Genomic DNA, 15,789 nt, shown 5'->3' on the forward strand with positions numbered 1-15,789 from the left:
GCGCAAATCAATAGCTTGCCTTGAAAACTATTGATTTATAAGGAAAGCGGAAACCGCGTTTTCGCTTTCCGGGGAGCAAAGAGTCCATGGACGGATTTTTTGCGATTTCATCAAACATTTAGGATAGCTGATTTTTTATGACGAGGTTTATTAAATGATTATACCTGTTGCCTCGAACCCCGAGCAGCCCGAGTTGGAGCACAATGGTCCGGCCGGGGCGGTAAATTCCCTCACCCCCCGGGAGATCGTGCGCCAGCTTGACGACTATATCATCGGCCAAGGGGAAGCCAAGCGCTCGGTGGCCATAGCCCTGCGCAACCGCTGGCGCCGCCGCCAGGTGCCGCCACCCCTGCGCGATGAGATCGCCCCCAAGAATATTATCATGATCGGCCCCACCGGGGTCGGCAAGACCGAGATCGCCCGTCGCCTGGCCACCCTGGCCCAGTCACCCTTTTTGAAGGTGGAGGCCTCCAAATTTACCGAGGTTGGTTATGTGGGCCGGGACGTGGAATCGATGATCCGCGACCTGCTGGAATTGGCCATTGGCATGGTCCGTGGGGAAGAGCGGCAAAAGGTGCAGGAGAAAGCCGGCGTACTGGCCGAGGAGCGGATCCTGGATCTGCTGGTGCCGCCGCCTCCCCGGCATTCCGGCACCGCTGGTTCCACCTCGAAGGCGGCGGCATCAATAAACCTGCCATACAGCGCCGCCGAGGGTTTTGGCCAACCGGCCGCCGGGGCCGCTGCTGCCTTGGAAACCGGTACCGGCGAGAGCACCCGGGAGAAATTCCGCCGCATGCTGCGAGAAGGCAAGCTGGATGAGCGGGAGGTGGAGATCGAGGTGGAACAGCAGCAGTCCACCCCCATGTTCGATGTGTTCGCCGCCGGCGGCATGGAAGAGATGGAGGGCAACCTGCGGGAAATGTTCGGCAAGATGTTCCCCCGCAAAAGCCACAAGCGCAAGCTCAAGGTCCGCGAGGCCCGGGAGATCTTGCGCCAGAGCGAGGCGGAAAAACTGATCGACCACGAACGGGTGCTACGTCTGGCCATCCGTCGCACCGAGCAGTCGGGAATCATCTTTCTTGATGAAATTGACAAGATCGCCTCCAGGGGCGGCGGCTCCAGCCAGGGGCCGGAGGTTTCTCGGGAAGGGGTGCAGCGTGATCTGCTGCCCATTGTCGAGGGGGCCACGGTTACCACCAAGCACGGCATGGTCCGCACCGACCACATCCTGTTCATCGCCAGCGGCGCTTTTCACGTCAGCAAGCCTTCCGACCTGATTCCCGAACTGCAGGGGCGCTTTCCCATCCGGGTGGAGCTGAGTTCCCTGGGGGAAGAGGAGTTCTACCGCATCCTCACTGAACCCCAGAATGCCCTGCTCAAGCAGTACAGCGCTCTGCTGGCCACCGAGAATATCGAACTTTCCTTCACCGATGAAGCGATCCGGGAACTGGCCCGGCTGGCCGCCGAGGTCAACACCCGTACCGAAAATATCGGCGCCCGGCGGCTGCACACCATGCTGGAGCGCTTGCTGGAAAACCTGGCCTTTGAGGCCCCGGACATGACGGATCGGGAGTTCAGGGTGACCGGCGAATATGTCCGGGAGCAGCTCGCCGAGGTGGTGGGCGATGAGGATTTGAGTCGTTTTATTCTTTAATTCAATAGGTGGTGCCATGTACGACCTGATGCTGAAATACTGCCCCTCCTGCGGCGGCGAGTTCCGGCCGGAAATTTTCACCTGCGGCGCCTGCGAGGTAACCCTGCTCTCCGGAGCCGAGATGCAGTCCCGCGACAGCGAACGCGAGGCCAAAAAAATGAGCCGCACCGGTAACTTGACCGGCGGCGAGGAAATGATCCAACTGCAGCGGGCACCGCTGGCCGATCTGCGGCACCTGGAGGCCTTGCTGGCCGAAGAGCGGATCGCGGTGCGGATCTCCGCCGAGGAGGGGGGCTGCAAGAAAGGCTGCGGGCCGCCCATGTTTGTCATGGAGGTCAGCAAGACCGACGCCCAGGATGCGGCGCGGATTGTCGAGCAGGAGTACCGCCGGCTGACCGGCCTGGACGACCACGCTCCGGTGGCCGCCGACGCCGTCTTCAACCCCGAGGCCGAAGAAACCACCTGCCCGGCCTGCGGCTTCAAGTTCCCGCCCACCACCACCGAATGCCCCGACTGCGGCCTCAATTTCGGCTGAGCCCGGCCCCGTTGTTCATCAACCAGCCGGGCGGCCACCGGGGAAAACGTTCCGATTATTCACCGATGATCTTGACCAGCACCCGTTTCTTGCGGCCGCCGTCGAATTCGCCGTAGAATATCTGCTCCCAGGTGCCGAAGTCCAGCTTGCCGCCGGTGATCGCCACCACCACCTCGCGGCCCATGACCTGGCGCTTCAGGTGGGCGTCGGCGTTGTCCTCGTAGCCGTTGTGGCGGTACTGGCTAACCGGCTCATGCGGCGCCAGCTTCTCCAGCCAGACCTCGTAGTCGTGGTGCAACCCCGATTCGTCATCATTGATAAACACCGAAGCGGTGATGTGCATGGCGTTGACCAGCACCAGCCCTTCCTTCACCCCCGATGCCCGCAGGCATTCCTCCACCTGCGGCGTAATATTGATAAAGGCCCGCCGCCCGGGCACGTTAAACCATAATTCCTGACGATAACTTTTCATTTTCGACTCCTTTTCGGTTTGGCGAATCAACTTATTGGGGATCGCGCAGGATATCCGGCAGGGTGTTCGGGGCCTCGGCCGGCAAGGCTCTCATCCCGGCCAACTCCTTTTTACATGGCAATTTGGAGGCAGCAAGAAGTTTTTTCAATTATCGCAAACCAATTTCATCATACCATCCAAAATGCCTTTGGCTGAGACAGCTCTCGGGCCTACTCCGCCGGAGAGCATCTTTTTTTGCTTGTCAACCCCCGCCGGTTTGGCTAGCTTACACATTGTGCTATTTTGGAAAAACGCCAAGATGGGGGAAAGTGGATGCCAATCATCGATGGTCACCGCCTTTTGTTCACCGACACCAATCTTGAGTCCGTGTTGAGAGCCGGACAGAGAGAGTATTTAATTTGAAACCGGAGGAATTCCGCTATTGGCTGAAATTATCATGCCCCAAGCTGACGCCGATTTCTTGCTGCAAATGGAGAAAGTCGCGGCAGATGACCAAAGAAGGATTTTTCCTGATTTTGGAGGCAATCTGGAGGTGCCGTTGATTTCACGTAATCAGCGGGAAACCTTCTCTCTTGACATCAGCCGCAAAAGGATTGCCTTGACTACGAAGTACCAGGTACGAGGCCGGCAGGTCGTGGTGCTGGCGAGACTCGACTTCGGGGCGCCGCATCGAAACCCTGATGACTCTGAAATCGGGGTGCCGCACCTGCATCTCTATCGCGAGGGGTTTGGTGACAAATGGGCTTATCCCGTCCCCGTTGGGATGTTATGTGACCTTGGTAACGCTTGGCAGTGCTTGCTGGACTTCATGCGTTACTGCAATGTTGTGGAAGAACCAAAAATTATTAGAGGGCTGTTCGCATGAACCAAGTCGCCAGCCTTATCGACCGTTATTATTCCTGGCTCCGGGACAAGACAGCTTGGCGTGCGATCAACAAGGATTGGGTGGAAATCACCACCCCCTACCTGGACAGGCACAATGACTACATTCAGCTTTATTTGAAACAAGAAGGGGATAAATACGTCCTCACCGACGACAGCCATACCATTACCGACCTGATCCAGGCGGGCTGTAGTCTTGACAGTCCCAAACGGCAAAAGCTTCTCCAGATGACCATCAACGGTTTTGGCGTTCACCTGCGCGGCCAAGCCTTGGAGGTCCAGGCCACCCCGGCGAACTTCGCATTGCGCAAGCACAACTTGTTACAAGCCATACTGGCGGTCAACGATCTTTTCTATTTGGCATCTCCGACCGTGGCGAGCTTCTTCTTCGAGGACGTGGCGCTCTGGCTTGACAGCCACGACATCCGCTACACCGAACGGGTCAAGTTCGCCGGACGCAGCGGCTATGACCACATGTTCGATTTCGTTGTCCCCAAATCGAAACGACAGCCGGAGCGAATCCTGAAAGCCATCAACAATCCGAACAAGGATTATGCCCAGGCAACCGCCTTTTCCTGGCTAGATACCCGCGAAGCCCGCTCCCCGGAGGCAACCGCCTTTGCCGTCCTCAATGACGAGGGGCGCCAGATTACTCCTTCAGTTATCGAAGCCTTGCAGAATTATGAGATCACGCCGATGATCTGGACCAGGCGAGATGAAATGCTGGATAGGCTGGCTGCATAGTGGTCATTGCTAGGCGGCTTCTGACTTGCGGAAAAATGCGGAAAAATGGGGTCAGACAGAAAGCGCCGGCCAAAGCCGGCAAAGGGTAGGGGGTGTAAGTCCCCCGCATGATAAAGGCTAGCGACCAGTCATGGCCCCGAGTCATGCGTCGGCCCGTTGTAAGGCGGGCGGCGAAGCGTTGACAGGGGTACTGGCAGGCCGGGCTATTGAGCTCCGAAATCACCTCATCCGGGTTGCCGACCTTGTTGTCTGATGGGGAAGGCAGCATGCTGGAGTGCGCTATCGCGAGTGCTTCAGTGAACCCGCGGAGTCGTAGAACCAAGGCATGTCAACACGCCCTTTGTCCGGAAGCCGGGAGATCCCGGAAGCGACCAACGTAGTCCCGCGCCTGGTCCGGCAGGGAAAGGCCGAGGCCGCACCCCCTGCGTGCACGTAACCGGGAAGTCGGACACGGAAATAGTATCGATGAAGCAGACGAACAAAGGTGCACAACCAAAGAGTGGCCAACCACCGGCGGAGTCTGGGGAGAGAAGGGCCGTGGCGAGGTGTACATCGTTCGCTATTGCGATGACTTCGTGGTAGGTTTCCAGTACCGCTCCGACGCGGAGCAATTTCGGCAAGCCCTGGCGGCCAGAATGGGCCGGTTTGGCCTGGAATTGCACGATGACAAAACCCGGTTGATCGAATTCGGCCGATTTGCCATCGAAAACCGCAAGGAACGGGATGAGGGAAAGCCGGAAACATTCGACTTTCTTGGTTTTACCCACATCTGCGCGAAAAGGAAGGCGGACGGTTGTTTCACCATCCGCCGCAAGACCATAGCCAAGCGTCTGCGGTCCAAGTTGAGCTCGGTGCGTCAGGCGCTGAAACGCGGCATGCACCGCCCGCTCCCTGAGCAGGCCAAATGGCTACGGGCGGTGGTCCAAGGGCACTTCAACTATTTTGGAGTCCCCGGCAACCACCAGGCAATGGATGCCTTTCGCACCGAAGCGATCAAAGGTTGGCTGCGTGCCCTACGTCGCCGCAGTCACAAAGGGTCAAACCTGACCTGGCAACGCTTGCAGAAATGGATAAGACGCTGGATACCGACGGCGAGAGTAACCCACCCATACCCGAATCAGCGCCTCTGCGTCTGACCCGAGGCAGGAGCCCGGTGCGGTAGTCCCGCACGCCGGGATCTGCGCGGGGGGTGCCGGGCAACCGGCATCCCTACCGCGACCCCTTTTCTCCCTTGCTATTTGTCGCCCGGGATCGATTGAAGATTCTTCAGAAGACCTTCAAGAGATTCATGGGTGGGGCATACAGAATCTTCTCCGTTTTAAAATGGTATTCGGCAAGAGAGCTTAGAACCAGGCCCATTAACCGGAGTCGGTTCACGATTGGCATACCAAATTAACTTCTCGGCCGACCCGGTGATGGCTGCGTTCAAGGAGAATAGGATGATCCCCAAAGGTCTAACTTCAGTTCATTTTGAGAGTGCTGCGAAGGAGATAGATAGGGATGGCGTACCGAACGAGCGCGCTTCTGTCCATTATGATCTTGTCCTGAATGGCAAGAAGTACCCGCCGAAGTATGTGATCTCAATTGCAGCGAAGTACCTTGACGGGGAGGAGTTGTCTTCGGATAGCTTCAACGCAGTTGAGGCGAAAAATTATTTTGTGAGCCGGGGGTATCGGGTAATTGATCGCAGAGAAGGAAAGACCGAACGGCATATAGCAATTGAAGATGATGAATCCGCCTCCCCAGAGGGCAAAGAACGTTTCCGCTTGCACCGCTTGAAGGAACGAGATGCCGCTTTCTCGAAGAAAGCTAAGGTGAAGCGTCTTAGGCAAACCGGTGCGCTTCGGTGTGAAGTCTGTAAATTTTCCTTTCTGGATGTGTACGGTGAACTTGGAGAGGGGTTCATTGAGGCCCATCACACGGTGCCTATATCGGAATTGGACGGAAAGCGAAAAACACAAATATCCGAGCTGGCATTGGTTTGCTCAAATTGTCATAGGATGCTACATCGGGAAAAGCCGGCGCTTAGCGTTGGCCAGTTGAGAAAGCGGGTCGCGGAACAAAGTGAGAGCAATGCCATTCAAGAGGGCGGCAAACCCTTCGCGAACCTACGAGTTTGCCGCCTATGATGGCTGGCGTAAACCCGTACAACACAGATACGAAAAACGGGCATGACGCCCAATCACAAAAGAAAAACCATGCCCATAAAACAACCAACCAAAAAACCCACAAAAAGCTTCGAACAAACCCTCTGGGAAACCGCCGACCGGCTGCGGGGGACGGTGGAGTCTTCCGAGTACAAGCATGTGGTGCTCAGCCTCATCTTCCTCAAGTTCGTCAGCGACAAGTTCGAGCAGCGCAAGCGGGAGCTGATCGCCGAGGGCCAGGGGGATTATGTTGACATGGTGGAGTTCTACACCATGCAGAACGTCTTCTACCTGCCCGAGGAGGCGCGCTGGTCCACCATCCGGAAAGCGGCCAAGCAGGATGACATCGCGGTGCGGATCGACACCGCCCTGCACACGGTGGAGAAGAACAACCCGGCCCTGCGCGGCGCTCTGCCGGACAACTACTTCTCCCGCCTGGGGCTGGATGCCAGCAAGCTGGCGGCCCTGATCGACTCCATCAACAACATCGACACCGTCGCCGACCACGAGCAGGATGTGGTGGGCCGGGTTTACGAATACTTCCTCGGCAAGTTCGCCGCCACCGAAGGCAAGGGCGGTGGCGAGTTCTATACCCCCAAGTGCGTGGTCAAGCTGATCGCCGAGATGATCGAGCCTTTCCGGGGCAAGATCTACGACCCCTGCTGCGGCTCCGGCGGGATGTTCGTGCAATCGGTCAAATTCGTCGAAAGCCACCGGGGCAGCAAGAAGGATATCTCCATCTACGGCCAGGAATACACCTCCACCACCTACAAGCTCTCCAAGATGAACCTGGCGATCCGGGGCATTGCCGCCAACCTGGGCGAAGCCCCCGCCGACACCTTCTTCAAGGACCAGCACCCGGACCTCAAGGCCGACTTCATCATGGCCAATCCGCCCTTCAACCTCAAGGAGTGGCGGGCCGCAAACGAGCTGACCGACGACCCGCGCTGGGCCGGCTACGAAGTGCCCCCCACCGGCAACGCCAACTACGCCTGGATTCTGCACATGGTCTCCAAGCTCTCGGCAAATGGTGTTGCCGGCTTTGTCCTGGCCAACGGCTCCATGTCCACCAACACCTCCGGCGAGGGCCTGATCCGCCGCAAGCTGATCGAAAACGACCTGATCGACTGCATGATCGCCATGCCCGGCCAGCTCTTCTACACCACCCAGATCCCGGTCTGCCTCTGGTTTATCACCAGGAACAAAAAGGCCCAGCGGATCGAAGGCCACAGCGACAGCAGCCACCGTGACCGTCGAGGCGAAACCCTCTTCATCGACGCCCGCAATATGGGCACCATGATCGACCGCACCCACAAGGAACTGACCTGCGACGACATCGCCGTGATCGCCCGCACCTACCACGCCTGGCGCGGCGAAGCCAAGGACGGCGCCTACCAGGACCAACCCGGCTTCTGCAAAGCCGCCACCCTGGCGGAGATCAAGGCCAACGACTACGTACTGACCCCGGGCCGCTACGTCGGCGCCGCCGAAATCGAAGACGACGGCATCCCCTTCGAGGAGAAGGTGGCCGAACTAAGCCGGACCCTCTACCAGCAGATGGCCGAGTCGGAAAAGCTCGATGAGGTGATTCGCAGGAATTTGGAGGCGTTGGGTTATGGGGGGTGAGTGGAATTCAACAACGTTAGATAAAATCGTTAACATCCGTACTGGTAAGCTTGATTCAAATCGTGCCACAAATAATGGACTTTACCCGTTCTTTACGTGTGCCCCTGATCCATTAAATATCGACGAATTTGCGTACGATGAGGATGCAATCCTTTTGGCAGGAAATAATGCCAATGGTGTTTTTCATGTCAACAGATATAAGGGAAAATTTAACGCTTACCAGCGAACTTACATAATTACAGCAAAGGATGACAAAAAAGTCTCACTTGATTTCATCTATTACACTCTAAAAACACTTGGAAGTGCGTTTGAATCACTGTCGCTGGGAACTGCCACCAAATTCCTGACAATGAAAGTTCTCGCGCCTTTTGAAGTTAATTTGCCACTATTGGGGACACAAAAAGCCATCGCCCACATCCTCGGGTGCCTTGACGATAAAATCGAACTCAACCGCCGGATGAACGCCACTCTGGAAGCGATGGCGCGGGCGCTGTTCAAGAGCTGGTTTGTCGATTTCGATCCGGTCATCGACAACGCCCTGGCCGCCGGCAACCCCATCCCCGAACCCCTGCAAACCCGCGCCAAGGCCCGCAAATCCCTGGGCGACCAGCGCAAACCCCTCCCCGCAGCAATTCAAAAACAGTTCCCCAGCCGCTTCGTCTTCACCGAAGAAATGGGCTGGGTGCCGGAGGGGTGGGAGGTCAAAAAAATTGGAGAAATTTTGGAGCTTGCATATGGTAAGTCATTACCTGCAACAAAGCGTCGCGCAGGTGACATTCCGGTTTATGGCTCTGGAGGAATGTCCGGATTTCATAACGAAAAATTAGTGGATGGGCCTGGTGTGGTCATTGGCAGAAAAGGCACAGTTGGTTCGTTGTATTGGGTGGATGGCAATTTCTTCCCCATCGATACCGTTTTTTATGTGGTCAGCAAGATCCATGTGCCGCTTTATTGGCTATATCAGAGCCTGCAGCTAATTGACATAAAATCCATGGGGGCGGATTCGGCTGTGCCAGGCGTAAACCGAAATGCGGTCTACGCCAGATCATTAGCGATTCCGGCCAAAGTCATATTTGATGGATACCTGACGCAGGTTGGTGCATATAATTCGAGAAGTAAAGAATTGTCTGGCCAGAATGAAACACTTTCCGGCCTCCGCGACACCCTGCTCCCCAAAATGATCTCCGGCCAACTCCGCGTCCCCGATGCCGAACAACTGCTTGCCGAGGTCACCTGACCATGACAAAGCTGCGATCTACTCGGCTACAGAAAGAGCCGGTAATCCGCATTCAGGGCGGCGGCCAGTTTTCTGGCCCGCTCCTTGCCGATGGGGCGCCTGCCGTTTTCCATTTCCGAGATATGGCGCTGGGGGATACCGGTCAATTCGGCCAGTTGGGCCTGGGTAAGGTCTTCGCGATAACGGTAGCCGCGCAGGGCAACGGCCCATTCCGGCTGGCCGGTGAAATGTTTGGCGTAAAACTGATCGGCCGTGATCCCGTCTGCTCCGGTCGCGGCCGGCTCGACCGCGGCCACGAAACGCTTGATCCGTTCCACGTTGGCCGGATGAACCTTGAGCCGGAGCGTAACCAGTTCCTTGTCAGTATGGCGCTTTTTCATGGGTGCCGGCATAGATGATCTCCACGGTGATGGTGGCCTTGTCTTCGGTCCAAACCGCCACATAGGTCGGTTTGCCTTTCTTGAGATGGCAGTGGTGCTTGTGGGGACCCAGTTTGGAGTAATTCGGCCAGTCACCCCGAACCGGGCCACCTCGGCGGATACTGGCCATCAGCGTATAAAGCGCGGCAAGAGCCCCTTTGGGCAGCTTCAGGCTCTGCTTCTCGGCCTTCTTGGTCAGCTTGACCTGCCATCGCATAATTAATATACCTTTTATGAGTATAAGTCAAGGCGCCGCCGACATGCAGCTCTTGCCGGATATACGGGATATATTCGATAGGGGGTAATAATGCAAACCGCGAATCTCCTTTTGATCGTGGTTGTATTTATGGTAAGGGTTTCAACAACCCCGATGCGGAAAAACTTGTAGCGGATGCCATATGATACGCCTGCACTGCACCAAAAAGCTGCTGGTCAAGCTGCCGTGTGATGCGGACGGGCGGCTGAAAAGCCGGCGGGGTGTGCCCCCTGCCGCCGGCGACGCGGGCGAATCCCCGCTGAGCGGCTGGCACGCCAATCTGCTTTTGCTGCAACGCCGCCAGTGCGTGCTGTTCGTCCACGATGCCACCCGTTTTCCGGTCTTTGTCCCGGCGCTCAAAAAAGATGACCTGGCCGACCTGGACTGGTTCTTTCAGGACGGTTTCATGAACACCCTGCTCAAGGTCGGCGCCGACGACCGGCAGATGAAGGCGGCGGAAAAGCTGCTGGCGCCGCTGGTCTGCGACAACGACTGCAACCGCTCGGCCCAGGGCACCATGAACCAGATGGGACAAGACCTGGATATAATGCTGGCCTACGACCGCGCCTCGGTGATGGACCTGTCGCCCTACAAAACCGGGGCCCGGCTGGCCGAGCGCCCCTGCTCGGCAAAGGGCGCCCGCAACTACTTCTGGCCGGCACGGGAAATGCTGGCGCTGTTGGAGAGCTGATATGAAGGTCATCGTGAAGAAAACCGACAACCCTCACCGGGGAAGCAACTTTGACGACTTTCTGGCCGAGGAAGGCTCGCTGGAAAAAAGCACGGCCCGCGCTGTTGAAGCAACCGCTTACCTCCAGCGCCGGTCGGTTGAGCAAGGGACAGACCGGCTTTCGCCGGAAGAGCTTGAGGCAGAGATCAAGGCTGTTCGGTGTGGTAATGATGACCGTGGGGTGTGACCTGGTGCGCCTGACCGCAAAAATTAAGCCTGAGCCGCACGTTTGCGAGACAAGGGACGGCCTTGCTTGACTGGATGGACGGCCAAACGCAAACCCATGGCCTTCAATACTGCGGCCAGGCTGCTGAAGCGGGGATTTCCCTTTGGGGATAAGGTGCGGTAAAGCTGAGTTGTGTTCAGGTGCGATTCATGGGCTACCTGGGCAACTCCGCCGAACGCCTTGGTCATTTGGCGGAGGGTGATCAGCAGTTCGGCCTGGTCGCCATCCTCCAGGATGCCATTCAGTATTTCGGCGGCCAAGGTTGGATCTTCCCGCAGAATTTCTGCCATCGCTTCATCGTGGTTTCGGTCTTTCATGTTGTTTCCTTTGGCTCAATTTCTGCTCTGCCAGTCCCGCCAGAGCTCACAGGCTTTGGTTATATCTGCCGTCTGAGAGCGTTTGTCGCCACCAGACAGCAAGAGGATAACGGTCTTTCCTGCTTGTGCGTAATAAACCCGGTATCCTGGCCCAACATCGATTTTCAGTTCCCAGACGCCATCCCGGCAAGGCCGATGGTCGCCGAAGTTTCCCAGCTCAAGGCGGTTCACCCGACGAAAGATGGCCGCTTTTGCTCTGGTATCTTTTACCTTGCGCAGCCATTCGGTAAAAATGTCGCGACCATCAACGGTAAGGTAGTGTTTGATCTTGAGCATGGCCTATTATCGTTTATAGACGAATGTTTGTCAAGCGGCACCGGTCAGCTTGCCGCTGGATAGTTACACGAGATCATCGATTGATACGTGAAGGGCGGCGGCTATGCGTTTGAGCGTATCGATACCGCCTTCGCGGGAGCCGGTTTCCACCTGCGACAGATAGGAAGTGCTTATCTGCGCCGTGGAGGCCAGCTCGCGTGCCGACATCCCTCGATACTCCCGCCAGACCCGGATTTTGTTTTCGCCGTCAAGGATGCGATCGGCCATTTCGGCGGGCAGCAGTTCCTCTTCACCTGCCGCAAGCCGGCGGTGGAATTTTTCAATTGCCGCGATATCCTCGCGATCTTCAATGGTGTCGAGCATGGCAAGGTAATCGGCCTCGGGAATTACAACCAGGCGTTCTCCTCCGGCGGTGGTGATAATCTGTTCGTGCATGGTCTTGCTCCTAACTGTAAGCGCCGCCACGCGGCGCGATCTTAATGACGGCGATAACTTCGCCGTTATCCGAAAAAATCACTCGCCAGTCGCCAATGCGGAGCCGAAGATAGTCTTGTTGGCCCTTAATAGCTTTGACATTGTTGGTCAGGCTTGCCGGTTCCGCCACGTACTGTTCAAGTATTGACCGGATCAAGCGGGCGGTGTCGGCGGGCATTCGTCCCAGTGTTTTCAAGGCGTCCCGGCTGTAGGTGAGTTTCTTCATGTAAAACATGGTAGCGAAAAGCAATTTTTATGTCAACTATTAAGTTGCAATATGCAAATGATTAACTCGGCTTCAGGCGCTTGGTTAAAACCACCATCAGCCTAGCTCCTCCTCCACCTGTCAGCGGCAACCTATGGCTTTGTCGATGAGGCTGGAGAGGTGTGTTTTTACTTGCGGCTATGTATCGGAAACAATACGGTGCGGCATGTTGGTGGTTGCAGCAATATCGTAGGAGGTTATCGTGAAGTTCACCGAAGCCAAGCTGGAACAGGCGATCATCACCCTGCTGGAGGAGCAGGGTTACCCGCACTTTCGGGGCGAGGCGCTGGCGCGGCGGCCCGACGAGGTGCTGCTGCGGGATGATCTGGGCGAGTTTCTGGCCCGTCGTTACGGCGGCGAGGGGATCACCGCCGGCGAGATTGCTTCCATCTGCCGCCGGCTGGAGCGGCTGCCCGCCCTTGATCTTTATGAATCCAACCGGACCATCCACCGGCTGGTGGCCGATGGTTTTCTGCTCAAGCGCGAGGATCGCAGCCGCAAGGATCTTTACATCCAACTGATCGATTACGCCGGGCTGCCCGCCCAGCGCCTCCCCCGCCCCGGCGAGGTGGAGACCCTGACGGCGGAGCAGTCGCCCGCCTACCGGGCCGACGGCAATATCTACCGGCTGGTCAGCCAGTTGGAGGTGGTCGGTCACGAAAAGCGGATTCCCGATGCCGTGCTTTACATTAACGGCCTGCCCCTGGTGGTCTTCGAGTTCAAGAGCGCCATCCGGGAAGAGGCCACCATTCACGATGCCTACGTCCAACTGACCACCCGCTATGTCCGGGCGATTCCCGAGCTGATGAAGTTCAACGCCCTCTGCGTGATCAGCGACGGGGTCAACAGCCGGCTGGGCTCGCTGTTTGCCCCCTACGAGTTTTTCTATACCTGGCGCAAGGTCAGCGGCGAGGAAACCATCGACCAGGACGGGATCAACGCCCTCCATACCATGATCGCCGGGCTGTTCGACCAAGACCGGTTGCGCCAGGTGATCCGCCATTTCATCTACTTCCCCGATGTCTCCAAGCGCGAGGAGAAGGTGGTCTGCCGCTATCCCCAGTTCTACGCGGCGACCAAACTCTACCGCAATATCCTGGCCCACCGGAAGCTGCCGGACGGCACCGGGGGCGACGGCAAGGGCGGCACCTATTTCGGCGCCACCGGCTGCGGCAAGAGCTTCACCATGCTCTTTCTCACCCGGCTGCTGATGAAGAGCCTGGAGTTCGAGAGCCCGACCATCGTGCTGATCACCGACCGCACCGATCTCGATGCCCAGCTCGCCCACCAGTTCACCAATGCCAAGGGCTATATCGGCGACCAGACGGTGATCAGCGTCGAGAGCCGGGCCCGGCTGCGGGAGCTGCTCAAGGGCCGCAACAGCGGCGGGGTCTTTCTGACCACGGTGCAGAAGTTCACCGAGGATACCCGGCTGCTCAGCGACCGGGCCAATATCATCTGCATCTCCGACGAGGCCCACCGCAGCCAGGTCAATCTCGACCAGAAGGTGCGGCTGACCGAAGACGGGGTCCGGCGCACCTTCGGCTTTGCCAAGTACCTGCACGATTCCCTGCCCCATGCCACCTATGTCGGCTTCACCGGCACCCCCATCGACGCCACCCTGGATGTCTTCGGCCCGGTGGTCGATGCCTACACCATGACCGAGTCGGTGAAGGACGAGATCACCGTGCGCATCGTCTACGAGGGGCGGGCGGCCAAGGTGATCCTGGACAACGGCAAGCTCGAAGAGATCGAGGCCTATTACGCCAAGTGCGCCGAGGAGGGGGCCAGCGACTACCAGATCGAGGAGAGCAAGAAGGCCAGCGCCCGGATGCACGCCATCCTGGGCGACCCGGACCGGATTCGGGCCCTGGCGATCGATTTTGTCCACCATTACCAGCGGCGGCTGGAGGAGGGGGCCAGCGTAATGGGCAAGGCGATGTTCGTTTGCAGCAAGCGCGAGATCGCCTACGCCCTGTGGCGGGAGCTGATCGCCCTGCGGCCGGAGTGGAACCAGGCGCGGGCCGGCGGCGAAGGGGCGGAATTGAGCGCGGCCCGGCGGCGGGAGATCAAGCCCATGGAGCGGGTCAAGCTGATCATGACCCGGAGTGCGGACGACCCCAAGGAACTCTACGACCTGCTGGGCACCCCGGAATACCGCAAGGAGCTGGACCGCCAGTTCAAGCAGCCGGAGTCCAACTTCAAGATCGCCATCGTGGTCGATATGTGGCTCACCGGCTTCGACGTGCCCTTTCTCGACACCATCTACATCGACAAGCCGATCCAGCGCCACAACCTGATCCAGACCATTTCGCGGGTCAACCGCCGCTACGCGGGCAAGGAGAAGGGGCTGGTGGTGGACTATATCGGGATCAAGAAGCAGATGAACCTGGCCCTGGCCCACTACAACCAGGCCGACCGGCAGAACATCGAGGAGATCGGCCAGTCGCTGGTGGTGGTAAGAGATCACCTCGATCTGCTGGGCCGGATCTTTCACCGCTTCGACACCACCGGCTATTTCCGGGGCAGCCCGGTGGAGCAGCTTAATTGCCTCAACCTGGCGGCGGAGTACGCGCAGATTACCGATAAGATCGAAAAGCGCTTCATGCACCTGGTCAAGCGCCTCAAGGCCGCCTATGACATCTGCAGCGGCGCAGAAGAGCTGAGCCGGGAGGAGCGCGACCGGATTCACTTCTACCTGGCGGTGCGCTCCATCGTTTTCAAGCTGACCAAGGGAGATGCCCCGGATACCGCCCGAATGAACGCCCGGGTGCGGGAGCTGATCGGCGAGGCCCTGCAGAGCGCGGGGGTGGAGGAGATTTTCAAGCTGGGGGAAGACAAGGCCGGGGAAATTGATATCTTCGCCGATGACTACCTGGCCCGGATCGAGAAGATCAAGCTTCCCAACACCAAAATCAAGCTCCTGCAACAACTGCTGGCCCGGGCCATTGCCGACTTCAAGCAGGTCAACAAGACCCGGGGGCTCGATTTTGCCAAAAAGTTCAAGACCCTGGTGGATGCCTACAACCAGCGCAAGGAAGAGGATGTGCTGGTCGGCAACGTGCTGGAGGATTTTTCCGTCGAGATCATCGACCTGATCCAGGCCCTGAAAAAGGAGCGCGACTCCTTCGCCGATTTAGGCATCGACCTGGAAGAGAAGGCCTTCTACGACATCCTCAAGGATCTGATGATCAAGTATGACTTCACCTACCCCGAGGACAAACTGCTCGCCCTGGCCAAGGCGGTCAAGCTGGTGGTGGACGACAAGGTCAGATACACCGACTGGAACCAGCGGGCGGACATCAAGGCCGAACTAAAGGTGGAGCTGATCCTGATCCTGGCCAAGCACGGCTACCCCCCGGTGGACCGCGACGAGGTGTACCGGGAGATCTTCGAACAGGCCGAGAACTTCAAAAAATACCAGCAGAACCGTTTGTTGGCCTAAAAAATGTTCTTACTCGTCGCGCCA

The 15,789-nt window shown here is 57.8% G+C and carries 18 protein-coding genes; 11 read left to right on the forward strand and 7 right to left on the reverse strand.

Going from position 1 to position 15,789, the window contains the following annotated elements:
* Nucleotides 1-154: 154 nt before the first annotated feature.
* The gene (gene hslU, locus P0N66_RS07625) at nucleotides 155-1,654 is read left to right on the forward strand and encodes an ATP-dependent protease ATPase subunit HslU (protein ID WP_275803971.1); all 1,500 of its coding nucleotides are present in this window, start codon (nucleotides 155-157) and stop codon (nucleotides 1,652-1,654) included.
* A gap of 16 nt (nucleotides 1,655-1,670) precedes the next feature.
* Nucleotides 1,671-2,189, forward strand: a complete 519-nt coding sequence (locus tag P0N66_RS07630; protein WP_275803973.1) for a zinc ribbon-containing (seleno)protein DG — start codon at nucleotides 1,671-1,673, stop codon at nucleotides 2,187-2,189.
* Nucleotides 2,190-2,244: 55 nt separating this feature from the next.
* Here the strand turns inward: P0N66_RS07630 and P0N66_RS07635 are convergent, their stop codons facing one another.
* Nucleotides 2,245-2,661, reverse strand: coding sequence for a secondary thiamine-phosphate synthase enzyme YjbQ (locus tag P0N66_RS07635; protein WP_275803975.1), 417 nt, complete (start codon nucleotides 2,659-2,661; stop codon nucleotides 2,245-2,247).
* Nucleotides 2,662-3,082: 421 nt separating this feature from the next.
* Between P0N66_RS07635 and P0N66_RS07640 the strand changes: the two genes are divergently transcribed.
* The 6 genes from P0N66_RS07640 (at nucleotide 3,083) to P0N66_RS07665 (ending at nucleotide 9,297) form a co-directional block, all read left to right on the forward strand.
* Nucleotides 3,083-3,526 (forward strand): DUF6978 family protein, encoded by a 444-nt coding sequence (locus tag P0N66_RS07640; RefSeq protein WP_275803977.1) that lies wholly within the window; start codon nucleotides 3,083-3,085, stop codon nucleotides 3,524-3,526.
* Nucleotides 3,523-4,287 carry a DUF1829 domain-containing protein gene (locus tag P0N66_RS07645; RefSeq protein ID WP_275803979.1) on the forward strand — a complete coding sequence of 255 codons (765 nt, stop codon included), beginning with the start codon at nucleotides 3,523-3,525 and terminating at the stop codon, nucleotides 4,285-4,287. The genes P0N66_RS07640 and P0N66_RS07645 overlap by 4 nt, the downstream gene beginning before the upstream one ends.
* 545 nt (nucleotides 4,288-4,832) lie before the next feature.
* Nucleotides 4,833-5,423, forward strand: coding sequence for a reverse transcriptase domain-containing protein (locus P0N66_RS07650; RefSeq protein WP_275803981.1), 591 nt, complete (start codon nucleotides 4,833-4,835; stop codon nucleotides 5,421-5,423).
* Nucleotides 5,424-5,726: 303 nt separating this feature from the next.
* A complete protein-coding gene (locus P0N66_RS07655) occupies nucleotides 5,727-6,416 on the forward strand; it encodes an HNH endonuclease (protein WP_275803983.1) in 690 nt (229 codons plus the stop codon).
* 69 nt (nucleotides 6,417-6,485) lie between these two features.
* Nucleotides 6,486-8,060, forward strand: a complete 1,575-nt coding sequence (locus tag P0N66_RS07660) for a type I restriction-modification system subunit M (RefSeq protein ID WP_275803985.1) — start codon at nucleotides 6,486-6,488, stop codon at nucleotides 8,058-8,060.
* Complete coding sequence (locus P0N66_RS07665) at nucleotides 8,050-9,297, forward strand: restriction endonuclease subunit S (RefSeq protein ID WP_275803987.1); 1,248 nt, start codon at nucleotides 8,050-8,052, stop codon at nucleotides 9,295-9,297. Before P0N66_RS07660 ends, P0N66_RS07665 begins: the two co-directional genes overlap by 11 nt.
* A gap of 26 nt (nucleotides 9,298-9,323) precedes the next feature.
* On the opposite strand, the gene P0N66_RS07670 is transcribed toward P0N66_RS07665, so the two are convergent.
* Together P0N66_RS07670 and P0N66_RS07675 are read right to left on the reverse strand one after the other, a co-directional pair.
* Nucleotides 9,324-9,689 carry a helix-turn-helix domain-containing protein gene (locus tag P0N66_RS07670; RefSeq protein ID WP_275803989.1) on the reverse strand — a complete coding sequence of 122 codons (366 nt, stop codon included), beginning with the start codon at nucleotides 9,687-9,689 and terminating at the stop codon, nucleotides 9,324-9,326.
* Nucleotides 9,658-9,933 (reverse strand): type II toxin-antitoxin system RelE family toxin, encoded by a 276-nt coding sequence (locus tag P0N66_RS07675; protein WP_275803991.1) that lies wholly within the window; start codon nucleotides 9,931-9,933, stop codon nucleotides 9,658-9,660. Before P0N66_RS07675 ends, P0N66_RS07670 begins: the two co-directional genes overlap by 32 nt.
* Before the next feature lie 181 nt (nucleotides 9,934-10,114).
* Between P0N66_RS07675 and P0N66_RS07680 the strand changes: the two genes are divergently transcribed.
* Both P0N66_RS07680 and P0N66_RS07685 read left to right on the forward strand, forming a co-directional pair.
* Complete coding sequence (locus P0N66_RS07680) at nucleotides 10,115-10,663, forward strand: DUF6933 domain-containing protein (RefSeq protein WP_275803993.1); 549 nt, start codon at nucleotides 10,115-10,117, stop codon at nucleotides 10,661-10,663.
* Nucleotide 10,664: 1 nt separating this feature from the next.
* Complete coding sequence (locus P0N66_RS07685) at nucleotides 10,665-10,889, forward strand: hypothetical protein (RefSeq protein WP_275803995.1); 225 nt, start codon at nucleotides 10,665-10,667, stop codon at nucleotides 10,887-10,889.
* A 23-nt stretch (nucleotides 10,890-10,912) separates the two neighbouring features.
* Here P0N66_RS07685 and P0N66_RS07690 read toward each other — a convergent pair whose 3' ends face one another.
* From P0N66_RS07690 to P0N66_RS07705, 4 genes are all read right to left on the reverse strand, one after another.
* Nucleotides 10,913-11,245, reverse strand: a complete 333-nt coding sequence (locus P0N66_RS07690) for a helix-turn-helix domain-containing transcriptional regulator (protein ID WP_275803997.1) — start codon at nucleotides 11,243-11,245, stop codon at nucleotides 10,913-10,915.
* Nucleotides 11,246-11,260: 15 nt separating this feature from the next.
* Nucleotides 11,261-11,581 (reverse strand): type II toxin-antitoxin system RelE/ParE family toxin, encoded by a 321-nt coding sequence (locus tag P0N66_RS07695; protein ID WP_275803999.1) that lies wholly within the window; start codon nucleotides 11,579-11,581, stop codon nucleotides 11,261-11,263.
* 63 nt (nucleotides 11,582-11,644) lie between these two features.
* Nucleotides 11,645-12,016 carry a helix-turn-helix domain-containing protein gene (locus tag P0N66_RS07700; protein WP_275804001.1) on the reverse strand — a complete coding sequence of 124 codons (372 nt, stop codon included), beginning with the start codon at nucleotides 12,014-12,016 and terminating at the stop codon, nucleotides 11,645-11,647.
* Between the two features lie 10 nt (nucleotides 12,017-12,026).
* A complete protein-coding gene (locus P0N66_RS07705; protein ID WP_275804003.1) occupies nucleotides 12,027-12,281 on the reverse strand; it encodes a type II toxin-antitoxin system RelE family toxin in 255 nt (84 codons plus the stop codon).
* Nucleotides 12,282-12,522: 241 nt separating this feature from the next.
* Between P0N66_RS07705 and P0N66_RS07710 the strand changes: the two genes are divergently transcribed.
* Entirely contained in the window at nucleotides 12,523-15,765 is a 3,243-nt protein-coding gene (locus P0N66_RS07710; RefSeq protein ID WP_275804005.1) for a type I restriction endonuclease subunit R, read from the forward strand.
* Nucleotides 15,766-15,789 lie beyond the last annotated feature (24 nt).

The sequence above is a fragment of the Desulfurivibrio dismutans genome (genome assembly GCF_029210385.1).
In the GTDB taxonomy this organism is placed as follows: Bacteria; Desulfobacterota; Desulfobulbia; order Desulfobulbales; family Desulfurivibrionaceae; genus Desulfurivibrio; species Desulfurivibrio dismutans.